16 protein-coding genes are annotated in these 17,365 nt (G+C 71.5%); 4 read left to right on the top strand and 12 right to left on the bottom strand.

The genetic code is table 11. The features are described from left to right. Positions 1-14: 14 nt before the first annotated feature. Together ACZ7LT_RS17670 and ACZ7LT_RS17665 are read left to right on the top strand one after the other, a co-directional pair. Positions 15-341: a trypco2 family protein gene (locus tag ACZ7LT_RS17670; RefSeq protein ID WP_471236943.1), complete on the top strand. Its 327-nt coding sequence runs from the start codon at positions 15-17 to the stop codon at positions 339-341. A gap of 206 nt (positions 342-547) precedes the next feature. Continuing rightward, on the top strand, positions 548-3,205 hold the full coding sequence (locus ACZ7LT_RS17665; RefSeq protein WP_471236942.1) for an NACHT domain-containing protein: 2,658 nt from the start codon (positions 548-550) through the stop codon (positions 3,203-3,205). A gap of 88 nt (positions 3,206-3,293) precedes the next feature. On the opposite strand, the gene ACZ7LT_RS17660 is transcribed toward ACZ7LT_RS17665, so the two are convergent. After that, a complete protein-coding gene (locus ACZ7LT_RS17660; RefSeq protein WP_471236941.1) occupies positions 3,294-5,819 on the bottom strand; it encodes an ATP-dependent Clp protease ATP-binding subunit in 2,526 nt (841 codons plus the stop codon). Between the two features lie 441 nt (positions 5,820-6,260). Here ACZ7LT_RS17660 and ACZ7LT_RS17655 point away from each other — a divergent pair, with 441 nt between their 5' ends. Continuing rightward, on the top strand, positions 6,261-6,830 hold the full coding sequence (locus ACZ7LT_RS17655) for an SCO3374 family protein (protein WP_471236940.1): 570 nt from the start codon (positions 6,261-6,263) through the stop codon (positions 6,828-6,830). Here ACZ7LT_RS17655 and ACZ7LT_RS17650 read toward each other — a convergent pair. From ACZ7LT_RS17650 to ACZ7LT_RS17605, 10 genes are all read right to left on the bottom strand, one after another. Next, positions 6,809-7,150, bottom strand: a complete 342-nt coding sequence (locus ACZ7LT_RS17650) for a histone-like nucleoid-structuring protein Lsr2 (protein WP_019888451.1) — start codon at positions 7,148-7,150, stop codon at positions 6,809-6,811. The genes ACZ7LT_RS17655 and ACZ7LT_RS17650 overlap by 22 nt on opposite strands. A gap of 144 nt (positions 7,151-7,294) precedes the next feature. Beyond that, entirely contained in the window at positions 7,295-7,843 is a 549-nt protein-coding gene (locus ACZ7LT_RS17645) for an amino-acid N-acetyltransferase (RefSeq protein ID WP_471236939.1), read from the bottom strand. A 9-nt stretch (positions 7,844-7,852) separates the two neighbouring features. Beyond that, the gene (locus tag ACZ7LT_RS17640; protein WP_471236938.1) at positions 7,853-8,323 is read right to left on the bottom strand and encodes a BlaI/MecI/CopY family transcriptional regulator; all 471 of its coding nucleotides are present in this window, start codon (positions 8,321-8,323) and stop codon (positions 7,853-7,855) included. A gap of 126 nt (positions 8,324-8,449) precedes the next feature. Next, positions 8,450-8,629: a hypothetical protein gene (locus tag ACZ7LT_RS17635; RefSeq protein ID WP_019888447.1), complete on the bottom strand. Its 180-nt coding sequence runs from the start codon at positions 8,627-8,629 to the stop codon at positions 8,450-8,452. A gap of 14 nt (positions 8,630-8,643) precedes the next feature. Continuing rightward, entirely contained in the window at positions 8,644-9,207 is a 564-nt protein-coding gene (locus ACZ7LT_RS17630) for a hypothetical protein (RefSeq protein ID WP_471236993.1), read from the bottom strand. Positions 9,208-9,372: 165 nt separating this feature from the next. After that, a complete protein-coding gene (locus ACZ7LT_RS17625; RefSeq protein ID WP_471236937.1) occupies positions 9,373-10,179 on the bottom strand; it encodes a type III pantothenate kinase in 807 nt (268 codons plus the stop codon). Next, entirely contained in the window at positions 10,179-11,213 is a 1,035-nt protein-coding gene (nadC, locus tag ACZ7LT_RS17620; protein WP_471236936.1) for a carboxylating nicotinate-nucleotide diphosphorylase, read from the bottom strand. The genes ACZ7LT_RS17625 and nadC overlap by 1 nt, the downstream gene beginning before the upstream one ends. A 2-nt stretch (positions 11,214-11,215) precedes the next feature. Further along, the gene (locus tag ACZ7LT_RS17615; protein ID WP_471236935.1) at positions 11,216-12,910 is read right to left on the bottom strand and encodes an L-aspartate oxidase; all 1,695 of its coding nucleotides are present in this window, start codon (positions 12,908-12,910) and stop codon (positions 11,216-11,218) included. Beyond that, positions 12,907-13,899, bottom strand: a complete 993-nt coding sequence (panC, locus tag ACZ7LT_RS17610; protein ID WP_471236934.1) for a pantoate--beta-alanine ligase — start codon at positions 13,897-13,899, stop codon at positions 12,907-12,909. Before panC ends, ACZ7LT_RS17615 begins: the two co-directional genes overlap by 4 nt. Beyond that, positions 13,896-14,795, bottom strand: coding sequence for a Rossmann-like and DUF2520 domain-containing protein (locus tag ACZ7LT_RS17605; RefSeq protein ID WP_471236933.1), 900 nt, complete (start codon positions 14,793-14,795; stop codon positions 13,896-13,898). The genes panC and ACZ7LT_RS17605 overlap by 4 nt, the downstream gene beginning before the upstream one ends. A gap of 211 nt (positions 14,796-15,006) precedes the next feature. On the opposite strand from ACZ7LT_RS17605, the gene ACZ7LT_RS17600 reads away from it, so the two are divergent. Further along, positions 15,007-16,095, top strand: a complete 1,089-nt coding sequence (locus tag ACZ7LT_RS17600; protein ID WP_471236932.1) for a DUF5937 family protein — start codon at positions 15,007-15,009, stop codon at positions 16,093-16,095. Positions 16,096-16,116: 21 nt separating this feature from the next. On the opposite strand, the gene ACZ7LT_RS17595 is transcribed toward ACZ7LT_RS17600, so the two are convergent. Continuing rightward, the gene (locus ACZ7LT_RS17595; RefSeq protein ID WP_471236931.1) at positions 16,117-17,259 is read right to left on the bottom strand and encodes an NADH-quinone oxidoreductase subunit D; all 1,143 of its coding nucleotides are present in this window, start codon (positions 17,257-17,259) and stop codon (positions 16,117-16,119) included. Positions 17,260-17,365 lie beyond the last annotated feature (106 nt).

Below are 17,365 nucleotides of genomic sequence, written 5' to 3'. Positions count from 1 at the left end.
GTACGTTCCGCCCCATGACCAGCATCGACCGCATCGAACTCGCCGACGCCATCGCCTCCGTACGCGACCAGCTCGTCGAGGCCGCCACCCACTCCTCCGGCCTGCCGCTCTCCTTCGAAGTGGGCGACATCGACATGGAGTTCACCATCGAGCTCCGCAAGGAGGTGAAGGCGGGCGGCAAGGTCAAGGCCTGGGTCGTCGAGGCCGGCGCGGACGGGTCCCGTACGAGCGGCCAGACGCACCGCGTCTCCTTCACCCTCACGCCGAAGGACACCCGCACGGGTGGTTCCTGGCTCGTGGGCAACGACGAGGACGCCGACATCTCGGGCTTCGGCCGTTGAGGGCGGGCGAGCTCACGCGGAGCGTCGTCGCCGTCCTCGGCGAGCGCCAAGGCACGGGGGTGTTCATCGGCTTCAGACACATCGTGACCTGTGCGCATGTGCTGGGGCAGAGCCTCACGCCCTACATCGCCGTCCCCGGCGAGAGAAGCCCTCTCCGTTGCCAGGTCGTCTGGCGGAACGATCGGCTCGACGCGGCGCTTCTCCTGGTGGACCAGCTGAACTCGGCGCGGTTCGCCCAACCGGGCGCCGTCGCCACCGACCGGCCGCTGCCCGGCTGCCAGATCCTGGGCTTCCCCCAGATCCAGCGGTACGAGCGCAACCGCCTGGAGCTCGACCAGTACACCGGCACCGTGCTCCCCGCCGCCGGGCTCGTCCGGCGCACCCTCGTCATGGAGCTCGACCGGCCCGCGGTGCCGGAGCAGGAGGGGCCTGAGTCGCCCCTCGCCGGCCTGTCCGGCGCGCCGCTCTTCGCCGACGACAAGCTCATCGGCATAGCCAAGGAGGTCCCGCGGGGCCGGGGCCACCGCCGGGTGGAGTGCGTACCGCTCACCGCGATCGTCGCCCACGAGGAGTTCCGCCGGGTCGTTCCGGTCATCGCTTCGACCACGCTGAGATACGTCACCGACCTCCACCCCGGCGACTCCCGCTACGAGGAGGAGTACGCCGACGCCCTCGCCGCCGCCTACCGCCGCACCAAGATCTTCGGCCTGGACGAGCTCGGCAAACGCGCCTCCGAGTGGGATCTCGACACCGCCTACCTCTCCCTGGAGGCCACCTCCAAAGGCGAGTCCGCCTCCGGTCCCTCCCGTGTCGACGACCTGCTCGCCACCCGCCCGCGCGTGCTGCTGCGCGGTGACGCGGGCGCCGGGAAGACGACCCTGGTGTGGTGGCTGGCCGCGCACGCCGCCGCCGGGACGCTCGGGCCGGAGCTCGCCGAGCTCAACGGGCTCGTGCCGTTCGTCGTACCGATGCGGACGCTGCGCGCCGAGGGCGGTGCGTTCCCCTCACCCGCCGAACTGCCCGCCGCCGCACGGCTGATGGTGGACGCCGCACCTGACGGCTGGGCGGGGCGCGTGCTGGCCGGCGGGCGGGGGCTGCTGCTCGTCGACGGGCTCGACGAGGTGCCACGGGAGGACCGGGAGGCCGCGCACGCCTGGCTGGCCAGTCTGCTGGACCGCTTCCCGCGGACCCGGTGCGTGGCGACCGTACGGCCGCTCGCCGTCGAACCGGAATGGCTGGCGGCGCAGGGCTTCGAGGAGCTGACGCTGCTGCCGATGCGGGACGCGGACATCCGGGCGTTCATCCGGGCCTGGCACGAGGCGGGGCGGCTCGACCCCGACGAGGACGAGGACCTGGAGGCGCTGGAGCACGATCTCATCCAGCAGTTCCGCCGCAATCCCAGCCTGTCCGACCTGGGCCGCACCCCGCTGCTCTGCGCGGTCATCTGCGCCCTGCACCGGCTGCGGCAGGGCTTCCTGCCGGAGACCCGCTGGGCGCTGTACGAGTCGGCGCTGCAGATGCTGCTCGGCGAGCGCGACAAGCGGCGCCGCATCACCTCCCCCGACGGCATCACGATGAGCGTGGAGGAGCATCAGCAGCTGCTCCAGCGGATCGCGGTGTGGCTGGTGCGGGGCGGGCAGACCGAGTTCACCCGGGAGCAGGCGCTGCATCAGCTGGAGCGTGGCCTGGCCGGGATGCCGCGGGTGCGGGCCCAGGGGGACGCGGAGGCGATCCTGACGCATCTGCTCAACCGCAGCGGACTGCTCCAGCCCCGGACGGAGGACGTCTTCCAGTTCGTGCACCGGACCTTCCAGGACTTCCTGGCGGCCAAGGAGTTCATCGAGGACGACCTGCTGAACGAACTGCTGCGGCACACCTACGAGCAGCAGTGGCACGACGTGCTGTTACTGGCCGCCGGGCACTGCTCGCGGCGCGAACTCCCGCAGCTCGTCGACGGGCTGCTCGCCTCCGGCGCGGCGACCCGGGACCGTTCCGTACGGACCAGTCTCTACGTCCTGGCGGCCCTGTGCGCGCAGCACGCGGCCTGGCTGGACGGCGCCACCCATGACCGCGTACGCAAGGCCGTCCGGTCCGTCGTCCCGCACCGCAACCCCAGCCAGCTCCAGGATCTGGCCCGGCTCGGCGCGTACGTGCTGCCGATCCTGCCGTCGCCGGCACGGCTGACCGGGGACTCGCGGATCCAGGTGATCGAGCTGATCAACGAGATCGGCGGCGCCGCCGCCGTGCCGTACGCCGGGGCCTTCACCGAGCCGGGCGACGCGTTCCCGCTCGCCCGGGGCTGGCACCGGTATCCGGCGCGGGCGTACGTGGACGAGGTCCTGAGCCGGATCGATCTGGGTGAGGCGCCGGTGTTCGTCAACGGCCACGAGAGGCTGGGCCTGCTGGAGCTGCTGCCGGATGCTGTGCATCTGGATGTGGCAGGGGACTTCTCCGGCGGCGATCTCGACGCGGCGCTGTCCCGGCGGCGGCTCGCCTCCCTCGTCGTGAGCGTCAACGGGCTCCTGAAGGACCTCGGATTTCTGCGGGGTTGCGGCGCGGGGCTGCGGCGGCTGGTGCTGCGCAGATGTCAGGGGCTGGGGGACCTGTCGCCGCTGTCGGAGCTGACGGAGCTGGAGTCACTGGATCTGCAGATCATGCGGGTGACCCGGGACGATGTGGCGGCGATCGCCGCCATCCCGAAGCTGCGCGCGCTCACTCTCCTCGCCCCGCTGGTCCCCGCGGACCGGCTCGACCTCACCCCGCTGCGGGACCTGTCGGAGCTGCGGGTGACCGTGTGGGGCCTGAACAAACGGCAGGTGCTCGGCCGTGAGGCGCTCGGCGACCGCCTCACCCTGCACGCCTAGCTGCACGTCGTACGGGGAAAGGGGCTGCCCCGGACCGTTTCACACGGTCCGGGGCAGCCCCTTTCTTCAGTCCTGGCCCTTCAGGCGCTTACGCGTCCTTCGAGAGGTTCGGCCCGCCACCGCCGGCCGCCTGCTCGATCGGCGGGACGTCGGGCAGCGCCGACTTCTCCTCGCCGCGGAAGGTGAACTTCTTCTCCTCGCCCTCGCCCTCGGTGTCCACGACCACGATGTGGCCGGGGCGCAGCTCGCCGAAGAGGATCTTCTCGGAGAGGGTGTCCTCGACCTCGCGCTGGATCGTCCGACGCAGCGGACGGGCGCCCAGCACCGGGTCGTAGCCCTTCTTGGCGAGCAGTTCCTTGGCGGACTGGCTGAGCTCGAGGCCCATGTCGCGGTCCTTGAGGCGCTCGTCCACCCGGTTGATCATCAGGTCGACGATCTGGAGGATGTCGTCCTGCGTCAGCTGCGGGAAGACGATGACGTCGTCCACACGGTTGAGGAACTCGGGGCGGAAGTGCTGCTTCAGCTCGTCGCTGACCTTGTTCTTCATCCGCTCGTAGTTGGACTTCGTGTCGCCCTGGGCGGCGAAGCCCAGGTTGAAGCCCTTCGAGATGTCCCGGGTCCCGAGGTTGGTCGTCATGATGATGACCGTGTTCTTGAAGTCCACGACCCGGCCCTGGGAGTCGGTCAGACGACCGTCTTCCAGAATCTGGAGCAGGGAATTGAAGATATCGGGGTGGGCCTTCTCGACCTCGTCGAAGAGGACGACGGAGAACGGCTTGCGGCGCACCTTCTCGGTGAGCTGGCCGCCCTCTTCGTAACCCACGTATCCGGGCGGGGAACCGAAGAGGCGGGAAACCGTGTGCTTCTCGCTGAACTCCGACATGTCGAGCGAGATCATCGCGTCCTCGTCGCCGAAGAGGAATTCGGCGAGCGACTTGGACAGCTCGGTCTTACCGACACCGGACGGGCCGGCGAAGATGAACGAGCCACCGGGGCGCTTCGGGTCCTTCAGACCGGCCCGCGTACGGCGGATGGCCTTGGAGAGCGCGATGACCGCGTCCTTCTGGCCGATGACGCGCTTGTGGAGCTCGTCCTCCATGCGGAGCAGTCGCGAGGACTCCTCCTCGGTCAGCTTGAAGACCGGGATGCCGGTGGCGGTCGCGAGGACCTCGGCGATCAGCTCGCCGTCGACCTCGGCGACGACGTCCATGTCGCCGGCCTTCCACTCCTTCTCCCGCTTGGCCTTCGCCGCCAGCAGCTGCTTCTCCTTGTCGCGGAGAGACGCCGCCTTCTCGAAGTCCTGGGAGTCGATCGCGGACTCCTTGTCCCGGCGGACGCCGGCGATCTTCTCGTCGAACTCGCGGAGGTCCGGCGGCGCGGTCATCCGGCGGATGCGCATCCGGGATCCGGCCTCGTCGATCAGGTCGATCGCCTTGTCCGGCAGGAAGCGGTCGGAGATGTAGCGGTCCGCCAGGGTCGCGGCCTGGACGAGGGCCTCGTCCGTGATGGAGACCCGGTGGTGGGCCTCGTACCGGTCGCGCAGACCCTTGAGGATCTCGATCGTGTGCGGCAGCGACGGCTCGGCGACCTGGATCGGCTGGAAGCGGCGCTCCAGCGCGGCGTCCTTCTCCAGGTACTTGCGGTACTCGTCGAGCGTGGTGGCACCGATGGTCTGGAGCTCACCGCGCGCGAGCATCGGCTTCAGGATGGAAGCCGCGTCGATCGCGCCCTCGGCGGCGCCCGCACCCACGAGGGTGTGGAGCTCGTCGATGAACAGGATGATGTCGCCGCGGGTGCGGATCTCCTTGAGGACCTTCTTCAGGCGCTCCTCAAAGTCACCGCGGTAGCGGGAGCCGGCGACCAGCGCGCCCAGGTCGAGGGTGTAGAGGTGCTTGTCCTTGAGGGTCTCGGGCACCTCGCCCTTGACGATGGCCTGCGCCAGGCCCTCGACGACGGCGGTCTTGCCGACGCCGGGCTCGCCGATGAGCACGGGGTTGTTCTTGGTCCGGCGGGACAGCACCTGCATGACCCGCTCGATCTCCTTCTCGCGCCCGATGACCGGGTCGAGCTTGGACTCACGAGCGGCCTGGGTGAGGTTCCGGCCGAACTGGTCGAGGACCAGGGACGTCGAGGGCGTGCCCTCGGCAGGGCCGCCCGCGGTGGCGGCTTCCTTGCCCTGGTAGCCGGAGAGCAGCTGGATGACCTGCTGCCGCACCCGGTTGAGATCGGCGCCGAGCTTCACGAGGACCTGGGCGGCGACGCCCTCGCCCTCGCGGATCAGGCCGAGCAGGATGTGCTCCGTGCCGATGTAGTTGTGGCCCAGCTGAAGGGCCTCGCGGAGCGACAGCTCCAGGACCTTCTTGGCACGAGGGGTGAAGGGGATGTGCCCGGACGGGGCCTGCTGGCCCTGGCCGATGATCTCCTCCACCTGCTGGCGGACCGCCTCGAGCGAAATCCCGAGGCTCTCCAGGGCCTTAGCGGCGACACCCTCACCCTCATGGATAAGGCCCAGGAGGATGTGCTCGGTGCCGATGTAGTTGTGGTTGAGCATCCGGGCTTCTTCCTGAGCCAGGACGACAACCCGCCGCGCGCGGTCGGTGAACCTCTCGAACATCGTTAATCGCTCCTCAGAGCGGTCAGTCAGTTAGGGGTCGATCCCCTCCCTGTCCTTCCGCAGCTTAGTCCCGCAAGCAGGGACCGCTCATTCCAACTGCCGACACCGTCCTTGGCCTCCTGACCCCGAACGCCGACAACTGCTCCAACTCGATGGTGCGAGACGATGTTCCCGCAGGCCAAGCGGTTACCCGTGCCATCTGTACGCCGATGGCGAACGTGAGACGTCAAGGCCTGCGTGTCGCCCCTCCCCACTAGGAATGTCTTACCCGCTCGCACTGACACTCCATGCGGCATTCCCCCGTTCCCTCCGCTACGGGCGAACATCCTTGCGCTCACGAATACACCCGTACGCCCCCATGCCGGACACTCTGCGCACACGACGAAGGACGGAGAGTTACCACCCGCGTAACCGGCGATGGGCCGCCGGAGTTTTCCCGGCATGGCTCTCACCGTCCCGCTCCCCCGGACACCGCTTCAACGGCTCGAAGGAGCTGTCGGAGACATCGCACGCTGGTACGAGGACGAGCTCGGCTGGGCCACGGAGGGCGGGGCGGCGGGCTCCCCGGTGCTGCTGCCCACCGGACGGCGTTTCGACGTCCTGGAGCTGCCCGCGGTGGCCGGCTACGCCGTGCTGCGGCGGATGGGCGGCACGGGCCCGGTGGCCCTCATGGGGCCCCGTATGCGGCTGCTGGTGGCGGCGGGGAGCGCCGAGGAGCTGCCGGGGCTGCTCGACTGGCTCGAGTGGGGCGGCATCGCCCTCGACCTCATGGTCCTCGGCGCGGGCGGCCGGATCACCGCCCCTGTTCCCCCAGGATGGAGCGGCGCCGGCCCGCAGGGGGCCGCCGTATGGCTGCGGCCCCCCGAGCCCGGGCGCGAGGTCGAGTCGTCACTGCCGGCTCTGCCCGCGGTGGGGGGCGCCGGCTCCGGTCTCGTACGACTCGTGGACACGGCGGCGACGGAATGCCACCGGGCCCGGCTGCTGCGGACTCAGCCGTTGGCCTTCTCGTAGGCCTCGCGGACGGTCGCGGGGACGCGGCCGCGGTCATTGACCTCAAAACCGTTCGCCTTGGCCCAGGCGCGGATTTCCGCGGTGTCCTTGTTCCCGCCGGAGGCGGCGACACTGCGGCCCTTGCCACGGCCGGCGGCGGACCGGCCGCCGGTACGGCGACCGCTCTTGGTGTACGGCTCGAGCAGGCCGCGGAGCTTGTCCGCGTTGGCGGTGGTGAGGTCGATCTCGTAGGTCTTGCCGTCCAGAGCGAACGTCACGGTCTCGTCCGCCTCGCCGCCGTCGAGGTCGTCGACAAGAAGGACCTGAACCTTCTGTGCCACCGGATTTCCTTTCATCGAAAATGCAGTACGCGGAAAGGAAACCGCTTTTCTCTGGAAAACACAAACCCCTGGGAGAGGTTCAGATCCCCGGCAGCGCGGGAAACGTGCGCGATTCGGACATAGGGTTCCGGGCGATCGTTACGATCACAGGTGCAGAAGCATCCGGCTGTTGCCCAAGGTGTTCGGCTTCACTCGTTCGAGACCGAGGAACTCCGCGACGCCCTCGTCATAGGAACGCAGCAGCTCGCTGTAGACATCTCCGTCGACCGGAGTCTCGCCGATCTCGACGAAGCCGTGCTTCGCGAAGAAGTCGACTTCGAAGGTGAGGCAGAAAACCCGGCGGACGCCGAGCCAGCGGGCCGTGTGCAACAACTTGTCGAGCACCTGGTGGCCGACGCCTGCGCCCTTGAAGTCGGGATCGACCGCGAGCGTACGGACTTCCGCGAGGTCTTCCCACATCACATGGAGTGCGCCGCAGCCGACGACCACACCGTCCTCGTCCCGTTCCGCGACCCAGAACTCCTGGATGTCCTCATAAAGCGTGACCGTCGCTTTGTCGAGCAGGATGCCCGCGGTGACGTACGGGTCGACGAGTCGGCGGACGGCCGCGACATCGCCGGTACGGGCGCGGCGTACGGTCACGGCTTTTGGCGCGGGATTCGGGGTCGGGGACGGAGGCGCGGTGGACGACATGGGGGGACGCTATCGCCCCGGCTCCGGACCCTCGTCGGCGGCCTGTTCTCCGGCCTCTTCCGGGGGCTCTTCCCGGGTCCGTTCCGGTGTGCCTTCCGCTTCCGGGCCGGGTTGCGGGTCGTCGAGCTGGACCATGCGGACGGCGTCCTGAAGTGCCACCCGCTGCTCGGGCGACATCATGCCGAAGAAGGCGACAAGGGCGGCGGCGGGGTTGTCGCTCTGCGCCCAGGCCTCGTTCATGAGAGCGGCCGCGTAGGCGGCGCGTGTGGAGACCGCGGTATATCGATAGGCGCGGCCGTCGACTTCCCGGCGCACCCAGCCCTTCTGATGGAGATTGTCCATTACCGTCATGACCGTCGTGTAGGCGATGGACCGTTCCTGCTGCAGATCCTCCAGGACTTCCCGGACGGTCACCGGGCGGTTCCATTGCCACACGCGGGACATGACGGCGTCTTCGAGCTCTCCCAATTGACGGGGCACAGCGCCACCATAGTGGGCGATCTCGGAATGGACTGTTATTGAACTGGCCAGACGGCGCAAAAAGGACGTACGACATGAAGTCGTACGTCCTTCGTGCGGGGCGGCCCGTGCGGGCGGCGGCCGGCCCTACGGGGTGGTGGTGCCGTCGGCCTGGCGGGCGGCCTCGGCGCGGGCGAGCGCCGCGTCCACGGCGGCGTCCTCCTTGGCCTTGTTGGGTCCGCCCTGGCTCTTGACGATCGTCACGACGAGGCCGATGAAGAACACGGCCATCACGACGGGGGGCAGGAGCGCGGAGAGGTATTCCATGCCGTCCAGAGTAGCTATCCGGCGGCGAGTTGCTCGGACGGGGGCGGCACGGGGCGTCGGCGTGGCGGAAAGACCTCGGAGGGCTTGGGGACGGGGCGCTCGGCGGGGGCGGGCTGCTTGGGGGCGGGCTCCTTCGGCGCGGGCTTGGGCTTCCCGTCGGCGCAGCGGCCGCCGGGGAGGGCGAGCAGCCGGGTGCGCGGCGCGGGCGTCCTGGCGAGGCGGGCGCGTACGGACTGCTCGGCGAGGCCCCAGCAGCGGTCGAGGAGCAGCGCCCCGGCGGGGGTGGCGCGCAGGGTGCGCAGGGCGGCGAGATCCTCGGCGCCGGGGTCGTAGCCGGCCGCCAGGGCGTCCTGGAGGAGTTCCAGGTAGCCGGTGGCGGAGCCGGGCAGGGCTGAGCGGTAGCGCGCCAGATCGTCGACCAGGAACGCGCGCAGCCGCCCGGCCTCGCGTACGGCTTCGTCCACGGAGTCGGCGAGACTCAGGCAGTCCTGGACCTCCTCGACGGCGAGGGGGGTCGGGTGAAGGGCGATGGCGAGGGCGCGTCGGAGCACACGCAGCTCGTCCGCGCTGAACGCCATGCCGCCGCGGGATCCGTATGGCGTGGGCATGGACCGACAATACGCGCTAATCGGACAAAATTCGTTTAGGCGAGTGAACTGGGCGCGTTGCCGGGGGCGGGTGTACGGGGGCCGCCGGGCCCCGGGCGGCCCCCGGCCATCAGGGGGCCGCCGCGGGGCCGGCCGTTACATGCGGGCGATGTTGCGTTCGTAGACCAGACGCAGGCCGATCAGGGTCAGCCAGGGCTCGTGCTCGTCGATCTCGGTGGATTCGCCGAGGACCATCGGCGCCAGGCCGCCGGTCGCGATCACCGTGACGTCGGAGGGGTCGCCGCCGGGGCCCGTCAGTTCGCGCTTCATGCGCGCGACCACGCCGTCGACCTGGCCGGCGAAGCCGAAGACGATGCCCGCCTGCATCGCCTCGACCGTGTTCTTGCCGATCACGCTGCGCGGGCGGGCCAGCTCGATCTTGCGGAGCTGGGCGCCGCGGACGCCCAGGGCCTCGACGGAGATCTCGATACCGGGGGCGATCGCGCCGCCCGCATACTCACCGCGCGCGGTGACCGCGTCGTACGTCGTCGCCGTACCGAAGTCCACGACGATCGCCGGGCCGCCGTAGAGCTCGACCGCCGCGGCCGCGTTGATCACGCGGTCCGCGCCTACCTCCTTGGGGTTGTCCGTCAGGACCGGCACGCCCGTCTTGATGCCGGGCTCCACCAGCACCGCCGGCACGTCGCCGTAGTACCGCCGGGTCACCTCGCGCAGCTCGTGCAGGACCGAGGGGACGGTCGAGCAGATCGAGATGCCCTCGATGCCGTCGCCCAGCTCCATGCCGAGCAGGGGGTGCATGCCCATCAGGCCCTGGAGCAGGACCGCCATCTCGTCGGCGGTGCGGCGCGGATCCGTGGAGATACGCCAGTGTTCGACGATCTCCTCGCCGTCGAAGAGTCCGAGGACGGTGTGGGTGTTGCCGACGTCGATGGTGAGCAGCATCAGGCGTCCGCCTCGTTCGCCTCACGCAGGTCGAGGCCGATGTCCAGGACCTTGGCGGAGTGGGTGAGCGCGCCGACGGCGAGGTAGTCCACCCCGGTCGCGGCGTAGGCGGCCGCGTTCTCCAGGGTGAGGCGGCCCGAGGATTCCAGGGCGGCGCGGCCGGCCACCAGGGCCACCGCCTCCTCGGTCTCCATGGGGGTGAAGTTGTCCAGGAGGATCAGGTCGGCGCCCGCGTCGAGGACGTCGCGGACCTGGTGCAGGGTGTCGACCTCGACCTCGATCGGCACGCCGGGGAACTGCTCCCGTACGGCCTTGAAGGCCTGCGCGACGCCGCCCGCGGCCACCACGTGGTTGTCCTTGACCAGGGCGGCGTCGGAGAGCGACATGCGGTGGTTGACGCCGCCGCCGCAGCGCACGGCGTACTTCTCCAGGGCGCGCAGGCCTGGGGTGGTCTTGCGGGTGTCGCGGACCTTGGCTCCGGTGCCTTCGAGGGCGTCGGCCCACGCGCGCGTGGCGGTGGCGATGCCGGAGAGGCGGCCCAGGATGTTCAGGGCGCTGCGCTCGCCGGTGAGCAGGTCGCGGGTGCGGGCCGTGACGGACAGCAGCTTCTGTCCGGGCTCCACGCGCGCGCCGTCCTCGACGTGCCGCTCCACCTCGAAGGCTTCCGTGCAGACGATGGACAGGACGGCCTCGGCGACCCGCAGACCGGCCACCACGCCCGCTTCGCGGGCGGTGAAGTCGGCGGTGGCGACGGCGTCCTCGGGAACGGTCGCGACGGTGGTGACGTCGACGCCGCCGTCGAGGTCCTCCTCGATGGCGAGGTGCGCGATGTCCTCGACCTGGACGGGGTCGAGGCCGGCGTCGGCGAGGAGCTGGGCGAGGGCCGGGTCGAGCCCGCACTCGTAGACCTCGTCGCCGCCGCCGCAGCCGCAGCCGTCGCCGCAGCCGCCGCTCTGCTCGCCGGAGGCGCTCGGGGCGCCGATCTGGATCAGCGGTACGTCCACGGGACGCGGACGTTCTTCGGGCGTGCTCACGGTTACGGCTCCAGGGGGGCGTCGGCGACTGTCGGGGGGAAGTCTTGGGTGCCGGTGGCCCGGACGTCCAGGGCGCGGTCCGGGGTGAGGCTGACGACGAGGTGGCGGCGCCAGCCGGTGTCGTCCCGGTCGGGGTGGTCCTCGCGCCAGTGGCAGCCGCGGGTCTCCTCGCGGCGGCGGGCGGCGGCGACCAGGACCCGGGCGACGCACAGCAGGTTGGTCGTCTCCCAGGACTCGACGCCCGGCTCGGCGGCCTTGTGGTCGTCGTCCGCGGCGGCGACGGCGTCCGCGTGCAGCGCCTCCAGGGCCTCGGCGGCGGCCGCCAGGCTCTCGGCCGAGCGCAGCACTCCGGCACCGGTGGTCATGATCCGCTGGATACGGGCGCGGGCGCCCGGGTCGGGCAGCGGCAGGGTGACGGGGGCGGGGTGCGGGACCGCCTCGCCGGCCCGGGCGGCGGTCGCCGTGATGTCCTCGGCGATGCGCTCGGCGAAGACCAGGCCTTCGAGGAGGGAGTTGGAGGCGAGGCGGTTGGCGCCGTGCACGCCGGTGCAGGCGACCTCGCCGCAGGCGTAGAGGCCGGGGACGGTGGTCCGGCCGTGCAGGTCGGTACGGACGCCGCCCGAGGCGTAGTGCGCGGCCGGGGCGACCGGGACGGGTTCGGTGACCGGGTCGATGCCGTGGGAACGGCAGGCGGCCAGGATCGTCGGGAAGCGCTGCTCCCACATCTCGGCGCCGAAGTGCCGGGCGTCGAGGTACATGTGCTCGGTGCCCTGCTCCCGCATCCGGCGCATGATCGCCTTGGCGACGATGTCGCGGGGGGCGAGCTCGGCGAGCTCGTGCTGCCCGAGCATGAAGCGGGTGCCGTCCGCGTCGACGAGATGGGCGCCCTCGCCCCGTACCGCCTCGGAGACCAGCGGCTGCTGGCCCTCGGAGTCCGCGCCGAGGAAGAGCACGGTCGGGTGGAACTGGACGAATTCGAGGTCGGAGACCTCGGCCCCGGCGCGCAGGGCGAGCGCGACGCCGTCTCCCGTGGAGACGGACGGGTTGGTGGTGGCGGAGAAGACCTGGCCCATGCCGCCCGTGGCGAGGACCACGGCGGGGGCGTGGACGGCGCCGACGCCGTCGTGCTGGCCCTCCCCCATGACGTGCAGGGTGACACCGGCCGTGCGGCCTTCGGCGTCGGTGAGGAGGTCCAGGACGAGGGCGTGCTCGATGGTGCGGACGCCGCGGTCGCGGATGGCCTCGACGAGCGCGCGGGAGATCTCGACGCCGGTGGCGTCGCCTCCGGCGTGGGCGATCCGGCGCCGGTGGTGGCCGCCCTCGCGGGTGAGGGCGATGGCGCCGCCGGCGTCCTTGTCGAAGTCGGCGCCGGTGGCGATGAGGCGGCGGACGGCGTCGGGGCCTTCGGTGACCAGGGTCCGTACGGCCCCCTCGTCGCACAGGCCCGCGCCCGCGACCAGGGTGTCGTCCAGGTGCTGCTCGGGGGTGTCGCCCTCGCCGAGCGCGGCCGCGATGCCGCCCTGGGCCCAGCGGGTGGACCCGTCGTCGAGGCGCGCCTTGGTGACGACGACCGTCCGCAGACCGGCGGCGGTGCAGCGAAGGGCGGCGGTGAGTCCCGCGACGCCGGAGCCGACCACGACCACGTCGGCGTCGATGGCCCAGCCCGGCGCGGGCGCGTGCAGCCGTATTCCGGTCACTGGGAGGCTCCGAAGGTCAGGGGGAGGTTGTCGATCAGCCGCGTCGTGCCCACGCGCGCGGCGACGGCGAGGATCGCCTCGCCGGTGTGGTCGTCGGGGACCTCGGTGAAGTCGGCCGGGTCGACCAGGGCGACGTAGTCGAGGGTGAGCGGCGGCGTGGCCTTGGCCGCGTCGTCGAGGACGGCGCGGGCGGCGGCCCGCACGGCGTCGGCGCAGCCGGGGCCGGCCTGGGCGACCGCGTGGGCGTCGGCGGCGGCGCGTGCCTCGCCGAGCCGGGAGAGTGCCTCGGCGCGGTCCTGCGGGGCGGGCAGGGACTCGGCACGCGCGCGCAGGGCCTGCTGGGCGGCGAGCCGGTCGTGGGCCGCGAAAAGGGCCCCCGACAGGGCCAGGGCGGTGCGGCGCTCGGGCGCGGACAGGTAGCGGTTGCGGCTGGAGAGGGCGAGGCCGTCGGGCTCCCGGACGGTCGGCACGCCGACGATCTCGACCGGGAAGTTGAGGTCGCGGACCATGCGGCGGATCAGCGCGAGCTGCTGGGCGTCCTTCTGGCCGAAGAAGGCGACGTCGGGGCGGGTGAGGTGGAGCAGTTTGGCGACGACGGTGAGCATGCCGTCGAAGTGGCCGGGGCGGGAGGCGCCTTCGAGGCGCTCGCCCATGGGGCCCGCGGCGATCCGGACCTGGGGTTCCCCGCCGGGGTAGACCTCGTCGACGAAGGGGGCGAACACGGCGTCGGCGCCGGCCTCCTCGGCGATCTTGAGGTCGGCCTCCAGGGTGCGGGGGTAGCGGTCGAGGTCCTCGCCCGCGCCGAACTGGAGCGGGTTGACGAAGACGGTGACCACGACGAAGCCGTCGGGACCGACGTGCGTGCGGGCGGCCCGTACGAGGGTGGCGTGGCCGTCGTGGAGGGCGCCCATGGTCATGACCACCGCGCGGGGGCCGCTGGTGGGCAGGGCGTGCAGCTCGCCCGCCGTACGGACCGGTTCGAGGCTCATCGTCCGTCCCCCTCCGCGAGGACTCCCAGCAGGTCTTCGGCGAGCTCGGGCTTGAGCAGGCCGTGGGCGAGGGCACGGTCCGCGGTCGTGCGGGCCATCGCGAGATAGCCGGCGACCGTGCCGGGGGCGTGTTTGCGCAGCTCGGCGACGTGCGCGGCGACCGTACCGGCGTCACCGCGCGCGACGGGGCCGGTCAGGGCGGCGTCGCCGGAGCGCAGCGCGTTGTCGAGGGCCGCGCCGAGCAGGGGGCCGAGCATCCGGTCGGGGGCGGCGACCCCGGCCGTACGGAGCAGCTCCATGGACTGGGCGACGAGTGTGACCAGGTGGTTCGCGCCGAGGGCCAGGGCCGCGTGGTAGAGCGGGCGGGCCTCTTCCTCGATCCACTCGGGCTCGCCGCCCATCTCGATGACGAGCGCCTCGGCGGCGAGCCGCAGCTCGTCGGGGGCGGTGACGCCGAAGGAGCAGCCGGCCAGCCGCTGCACGTCCACGGCGGTGCCGGTGAAGGTCATGGCCGGGTGCAGGGCGAGCGGCAGCGCCCCGGCGCGCCGGGCCGGGTCCAGGACCTTGGTGCCGTACCGCCCGGACGTGTGGACCAGAAGCTGCCCGGGCCGTACGGCTCCGGTCTCGGCGAGCCCCTCGACCAGCCCGGGCAGGGCGTCGTCGGGGACGGTCAGCAGCACCAGGTCGGCGCGCTCCAGCACCTGCGCGGGCGGCACGAGCGGCACGTCGGGCAGCAGGGCGGCCGCCCGGCGCACGGACGCGTCGGAGACCCCGGAGACGGCGACCGGACGGTGTCCGGCGAGCTGAAGGGACGCCGCGAGTGCGGGTCCGACCCGGCCTGCGCCGACGACGCCGACGGTGAGACGGGCGGGGCGGGGTTCTGGTGGTGCGTTCACGCTGAGGACGGCCTTCCGTTCCAGTCCGCGGGGGGTACCGGACGATTTCTCGTCATGCTACGCCAGCGTTTCGCTCACTTCTGTGACTGTCCACAGGCTGTGGGCCGCGGTATGACGGGTCGCGGGCGGCCGGACCCGCGGCCGGCCGTCGATCGACGGGGCTGGTCACATGGCATGCCCCCGGGCCGTCTCCGACCCGCACCATAGGGGCGTGAGCGTAACCATCGACATCACCGGACTGCCGCAGGAGCGGATCGTCTTCGGGCCCTCGCCGCTGGCCGAGCTCGGCGCCGCGCTCCACGCGCTGTCCGAGCCGGGGCATCACGCGCGGCTGCACGCCTGGACGACGACCACCGCCGCCGGGCTGAAGCCCGAGCTCGCCGACCGGCTGCATGAGGCGGACTTCATGTGGCGGTCGACCCTGTCGGACATCCTGCTGCCGGCCCAGCCCCGGGAGACGCTCGCCGAGGAGCTCGACGATCTGGACCGGATGGACGACGAGCGGTACGTCGCGGCGGCGCTGGAGATCAATTGCGCCGGGTTCTACGACCGCGGCGGCTCCTCCCCGCTCGTCGACGCGACGATGCGGCGGCGCGCGCTCGATCTCGCGGCCGCGCGCGGCCCGCGGCAGGCCGCGTTCGTCCGCCGGATGCTCGCCGATCCGCCCTCCACGCGCGCGTGGATCCGCCGTCTCCTGGAGGACTGCGACGAGGCGTTCTTCGCGGACACCTGGGGCCGCGTCCATGTCCAGCTCGCGACGGATGCCCGTCACAAGACGGAGCTGATGCGCCGCAAGGGCCTGTCCGAGGCCGTCGCGGCCGTGTCGTCGGCCCTGACGCTGGAGGAGGACGCCCACGGCTCCCGGCTCGTCGTCGACAAGCTGTCGGAGGGCCGTACGACCGCACAGGGCAGTGGCGTGACGTTCCTGCCGACCGCCTTCGGCCAGCCGCATCTGATCGCGCTGTACGCCCCCGGCTGGCAGCCGGTGATCCAGTACCCGGTCAGCTCCGGCGAGCTGGCCGGCGTCCTGCCCGTGGAGACGGTCAAGCTCCGGCTGGAGGCGGTCTCCCATCCGCTGCGGATGCGGCTGTGCCGCAACCTGGCCCGGGCGTCGTACACGACGAACGAGCTGGCCGACGCGTACGGCATCACCGCGCCCGAGGTCTCCCGGCACCTGGCGGTGCTGAAGAAGGCGGGGCTGCTCTCCACCCGCCGCCGGGGCCGCTACGTCATGCACCAGCTCGACGTGGCGGCCGTCGCCCGGATCGGCTCCGACTTCCTGGAGGCGGTCCTCCGCTAGCCGCGCCGGAGGCGCTTTCGGCTACTTGTCGATGTCGCCGACGACGAAGAACAGCGAGCCCAGGATCGCCACCATGTCCGCCACCAGCGTGCCCGGCAGCAGCTCGATCAGCGCCTGGATGTTGTTGTACGACGCCGAGCGCAGCTTGAGGCGGTACGGCGTCTTCTCGCCCTTGGAGACGAGGTAGTAGCCGTTGATGCCCAGCGGGTTCTCGGTCCACGCGTACGTGTGGCCCTCAGGGGCCTTCAACACCTTCGGCAGGCGCTGGTTGATCGGTCCGGGCGCCAGCTCGGCCAGCCGGTCCAGGCAGGCGTCCGCGAGGTCCAGGGAGTTGTGGGTCTGTTCCAGGAGGCACTCGAAGCGGGCGAGGCAGTCGCCCTCCTGGCGGGTGACGACGTGCAGGACGTCGCCGAGCTCTCCGTACGCGAGGTACGGCTCGTCACGGCGCAGGTCGAAGTCGACGCCGGAGGCGCGCGCGATCGGGCCGCTCACGCCGTAGGCGTGGACGGTCTCCGCCGCCAGGACGCCCACGCCCCTGGTCCGGCCGCGGAAGATCTCGTTGCCGAGGACCAGCCGGTCGTACACGTCCATCCGCGCGCGGCAGGCGGCGACGGCCTCGCGGACCCGGCCGAGCCAGCCGGCCGGCAGGTCCTCCTTGAGGCCGCCGACGCGGTTGAACATGTAGTGCATCCGGCCGCCGGAGACCTCCTCCATGACGTGCTGGAGGTCCTCACGCTCCCGGAAAGCGTGGAAGATTGGGGTGATTCCACCCAGTTCGAGGGGGTACGACCCGAGGAACATCAGGTGGTTGAGGACCCGGTTCAGCTCGGCGAGCAGCGTGCGCGTCCACACCGCCCGCTCGGGGACCTCCATGCCGAGCATCCGCTCGACGGCCATGACCACACCGAGCTCGTTGGAGAACGCCGACAGCCAGTCGTGGCGGTTGGCGAGCATCACGATCTGGCGGTAGTCGCGCGCCTCGAAGAGCTTCTCGGCGCCGCGGTGCATGTAGCCGATGACCGGCTCGGCGTGCCGGATCACCTCACCGTCCAGGACCAGGCGCAGGCGGAGCACGCCATGGGTGGAGGGATGCTGGGGGCCGATGTTGAGCACCATGTCGGTGCTCTCCGCCGCGCCGCCGATGCCGACCGTGGTCTCCGTCATGCCGGACAGTATCCCTCGCCCCTCCGACAGAGTCCTCTCCCCTCCGGCGCTACCCGTCTGACCTCCGGGACCCGTCTCCCCTGCGACGGACGGGCGCCACGCGCGC

This window comes from Streptomyces sp. NPDC039465 (assembly GCF_055639315.1).
The sequence above is the reverse complement of the archived record's forward strand: the minus strand, read 5'-3'. Positions and strand labels throughout refer to the sequence as shown.

Excerpts from the sequence above, each read along its gene's own strand:
- ACZ7LT_RS17670 (WP_471236943.1), top strand. The coding sequence starts at position 15 with ATGACCAGCATCGACCGCATCGAACTCGCCGACGCCATCGCCTCCGTA.
- ACZ7LT_RS17655 (WP_471236940.1), top strand. The coding sequence starts at position 6,261 with ATGGCTCTCACCGTCCCGCTCCCCCGGACACCGCTTCAACGGCTCGAA.
- panC (WP_471236934.1), bottom strand. The coding sequence starts at position 13,899 with ATGAGCCTCGAACCGGTCCGTACGGCGGGCGAGCTGCACGCCCTGCCC.
- ACZ7LT_RS17635 (WP_019888447.1), bottom strand. The coding sequence starts at position 8,629 with ATGGAATACCTCTCCGCGCTCCTGCCCCCCGTCGTGATGGCCGTGTTC.
- ACZ7LT_RS17625 (WP_471236937.1), bottom strand. The coding sequence starts at position 10,179 with ATGCTGCTCACCATCGACGTCGGCAACACCCACACCGTCCTCGGACTC.
- ACZ7LT_RS17660 (WP_471236941.1), bottom strand. The coding sequence starts at position 5,819 with ATGTTCGAGAGGTTCACCGACCGCGCGCGGCGGGTTGTCGTCCTGGCT.
- ACZ7LT_RS17595 (WP_471236931.1), bottom strand. The coding sequence starts at position 17,259 with ATGACGGAGACCACGGTCGGCATCGGCGGCGCGGCGGAGAGCACCGAC.
- ACZ7LT_RS17645 (WP_471236939.1), bottom strand. The coding sequence starts at position 7,843 with ATGTCGTCCACCGCGCCTCCGTCCCCGACCCCGAATCCCGCGCCAAAA.
- ACZ7LT_RS17630 (WP_471236993.1), bottom strand. The coding sequence starts at position 9,207 with ATGGCGTTCAGCGCGGACGAGCTGCGTGTGCTCCGACGCGCCCTCGCC.